At 43.5% G+C, this 3,275-nt stretch carries 4 protein-coding genes; 2 read left to right on the plus strand and 2 right to left on the minus strand.

All coding sequences use genetic code 11. The annotated features are described in order from the left end of the window. Positions 1-182: 182 nt before the first annotated feature. Positions 183-686: a GNAT family N-acetyltransferase gene (locus AB4653_RS21550; RefSeq protein WP_009848740.1), complete on the minus strand. Its 504-nt coding sequence runs from the start codon at positions 684-686 to the stop codon at positions 183-185. 297 nt (positions 687-983) lie between these two features. Between AB4653_RS21550 and aroC the strand changes: the two genes are divergently transcribed. Then, positions 984-2,069 (plus strand): chorismate synthase, encoded by a 1,086-nt coding sequence (gene aroC, locus AB4653_RS21555; RefSeq protein ID WP_004734182.1) that lies wholly within the window; start codon positions 984-986, stop codon positions 2,067-2,069. A gap of 113 nt (positions 2,070-2,182) precedes the next feature. Here the strand turns inward: aroC and AB4653_RS21560 are convergent, their stop codons facing one another. Beyond that, positions 2,183-2,806 carry a trimeric intracellular cation channel family protein gene (locus AB4653_RS21560; protein WP_004734183.1) on the minus strand — a complete coding sequence of 208 codons (624 nt, stop codon included), beginning with the start codon at positions 2,804-2,806 and terminating at the stop codon, positions 2,183-2,185. Between the two features lie 299 nt (positions 2,807-3,105). Between AB4653_RS21560 and AB4653_RS21565 the strand changes: the two genes are divergently transcribed. Continuing rightward, positions 3,106-3,275 (plus strand): elongation factor P hydroxylase (locus AB4653_RS21565; protein ID WP_372105306.1); only part of this gene is annotated, 170 nt, incomplete at its 3' end.

Genomic DNA, 3,275 nt, shown 5'->3' on the forward strand with positions numbered 1-3,275 from the left:
AGCTCAGCTGGATAGAGCACCTCCCTTCTAAGGAGGTGGTCGAAGGTTCGAATCCTTCAGGGCGTACCACTATTTAAAGAAACCCGATAACTCTCTGAGTTGTCGGGTTTTTTGCATTTCAGAACGACTTAATCTATCAAAACCATGTTTTGTATTTCGATGCCTCTGTCTTTTGTCTTTTGCTAAACGGCCACTAGCTGTGGGGTATATCTAAGACCTAACATACTGCACCCATCTTCCAAATAACCGTCGGTGACAACGTTGAAGCCGAATTTACCATAGTAGTTTTTGAGGTGTGCTTGTGCCGAAATAAAAATTGAACAGTCAGGATACACCTCGCGGGTCGTATCAAAGCTTACTTGCATCAGCTGGTTACCAATCTGTTTACCGCGATAACCCTTTGCTACGATCACTCGCCCGATACAAACATCATCCGCATCAGAATCAAGCAGAGGGAGAACATCTACTGGGTATCCAAGCTTCTGAGCCATAATTCGACTGTAAGCTACTAGTTGCCCGTTCTCATAACCCATGACGTGATAGGTTTCTGGATGGCTATCTTTGCCGTCTAGATCACTATAGGGTGTGTTCATATCGACGATAAAAATATCGACTCTTTGCTGTAAGAAATCATAGAGCTCTTGAACAGACAGCTCCGAAAATTTTTTAACTCTCCACTCGATCATCACTTTTCTCCTTATTATTTTGGGCTACAACATAGAGAGTATTCAAACCGAGTTCATTAACCTTTGTTAACTGGCCATGAAACTATTCAAAATCACCACTTTAAAGCACCACTCATTTCCCCTCGTTATTCATTTCATTCGGCTCATGTAATAGAAAGTTAAAATTGTTGGTTTTTTGGGGTTTACATCATTTGGTAATAAAGCCAATATGAATTCACGAAGAATAGACAAGTAAAGCTGTTAGCCCGTAGGTTTAGGAATCAAACCTTCTGCTCAATGGCTGATTTAGAGGAAGTAATGGCAGGAAACAGTATCGGACAACATTTCCGCGTGACTACGTTCGGAGAAAGTCACGGTATCGCACTAGGATGTATCGTAGATGGGTGCCCACCAGGATTAGAAATTACCGAAGCAGACCTTCAAAGAGATTTGGATCGTCGTCGCCCAGGTACTTCTCGTTATACAACGGCTCGCCGTGAAGCGGATGAAGTAAAGATTTTATCCGGTGTATTTGAAGGCCAGACTACGGGTACTTCTATTGGTCTATTGATTGAAAATACAGACCAACGCTCTAAAGACTATTCCGAAATTAAAGACAAGTTCCGCCCTGGCCATGCTGATTATACCTACCATCAAAAATACGGTGTGCGTGATTACCGAGGTGGCGGTCGCTCTTCTGCTCGTGAAACTGCAATGCGTGTTGCGGCAGGTGCGATTGCGAAGAAATACCTTAAGCAAGAATTTGGTGTTGAAATCCAAGCTTATCTTTCTCAAATGGGTGATATCTCAATTGATAAAGTGGATTGGAACGAGATCGAAAACAACGCTTTCTTCTGTCCTGATGCCGACAAAGTACCTGAATTTGATCAACTGATTCGTGATTTGCTAAAAGAAGGCAACTCGATCGGTGCGAAGATTCAAGTAGTTGCGACTAAAGTGCCTGTAGGCCTTGGTGAGCCAATCTTTGATCGTCTAGATGCAGACATCGCGCACGCTCTAATGAGCATCAATGCGGTGAAAGGTGTTGAGATTGGTGATGGCTTCGATGTCGTTAATCAACGCGGTAGTGAACACCGTGATCCATTAACTCCGGAAGGTTTCAGCAGCAACCATGCTGGCGGTATCTTAGGTGGTATTTCTACTGGCCAAGATATTGTGGCAAGCATTGCGCTTAAACCAACATCAAGCATTACCGTTCCTGGTGACACGATCACTAAAGACGGTGAAGCAACGCAGTTAATCACTAAAGGCCGTCACGATCCATGTGTTGGTATCCGTGCAGTGCCTATTGCTGAAGCGATGCTGGCTATCGTGTTGCTTGACCACTTACTGCGTCACCGTGGTCAAAACTTTGGTGTGACAACAGAAACGCCAAAAATCTAGTTCTGCTTCGTTTTATTCAGAACAGATTTGAAACTGATTTGAGAGAAACCAAAAAGGGTTGCTTCGTAATGAAGCAACCCTTTTTATATTCTGCGTCATTGAGAATATATTATCTAATGCACAGAGCTTTCCGGATCAAGCTGGAACGAAGGCAAGCGCCATTTGAATCTCACTGCTGCCATGCGCAGTAAATAGCCTACAACCAATGTCACGATCGTCGCGGTCACATCGTTTATGCCTAGTTCAAGAAGACCTAAGTACAAGCCTGAAGCGACAAGGGCGACAGATGCATACAACTCTTCATGCAAGACTAGTGGCGTTTGACGACAGATAAGATCGCGCAGTAGGCCACCAAACACGCCAGTCACTAATGCAGACACCATACAAATCATTGGGTGCAGACCCATGGTCATCGCTACTTTAGTACCAATGATACTAAATACGATAAGCCCCAGCGCATCCAAACGAATGAACAAGCCTTTTAGCTTGATTACCCATTTGGCTAATCCCGTTGTGATAACACCAGCAATACAAGTGATCGCCAGGTACTGGGGGTTTTCAACCCAGCCTAAAGGGTAATGGCCGAGTAAAATATCTCTTACTGTACCTCCGCCAATTGCCGTTGCACTCGCAACCAGCATTACACCAAACCAATCCATTTTTTGTTTGCCAGCACTGAGAGCACCGGTCATGGCTTCTGCCGTGATGCCAATGATATACAAAACACTTAGTAGCATTGCTGTAACTCTATAATTTAGGTCTATAAATTGGAGTCTTATAGGCCATAGGGATATAAAAATGAAGCGCGAGTGTAGTAGTAAAAACACTGATTGACGAATGAATATTTGTACCGTGAATAGGCATTTCAGATTAGCTAAACTAATCATTCACCTCAAAGTGGTGTAATCTGGGAGCAGCAATCGATTGTCATCGTAAAGTATTATGATCAACCTAATGTCATTGCCAGTGATAGGGCTTTACCGAGCGCTTAAAAAAACGCAAAATGCCCCAGTTCTTTTTACTTAAATTTGATCTTATGACACACGAATACCCAGACATCATCGACATTTTCAATCAAACCTTTTTCGAGAGCTTCAATACTAAGCTAGAACTGGGAGCGGACGAGCCTATATACCTGCCAGCCGATGAGGAGATTCCTCATCACCGTATCGTTTTTGCTCGTGGCTTTTATGCTTCAGCACTTCA

The organism is Vibrio sp. 10N.222.48.A3 (assembly GCF_041475345.1).
GTDB lineage: Bacteria > Pseudomonadota > Gammaproteobacteria > Enterobacterales > Vibrionaceae > Vibrio > Vibrio tasmaniensis_A.

What these genes read in the sequence shown, in the direction of transcription:
- AB4653_RS21560 (WP_004734183.1), bottom strand. Translation starts at nt 2,806, where the DNA reads ATGCTACTAAGTGTTTTGTATATCATTGGCATCACGGCAGAAGCCATG.
- aroC (WP_004734182.1), top strand. Translation starts at nt 984, where the DNA reads ATGGCAGGAAACAGTATCGGACAACATTTCCGCGTGACTACGTTCGGA.
- AB4653_RS21550 (WP_009848740.1), bottom strand. Translation starts at nt 686, where the DNA reads ATGATCGAGTGGAGAGTTAAAAAATTTTCGGAGCTGTCTGTTCAAGAG.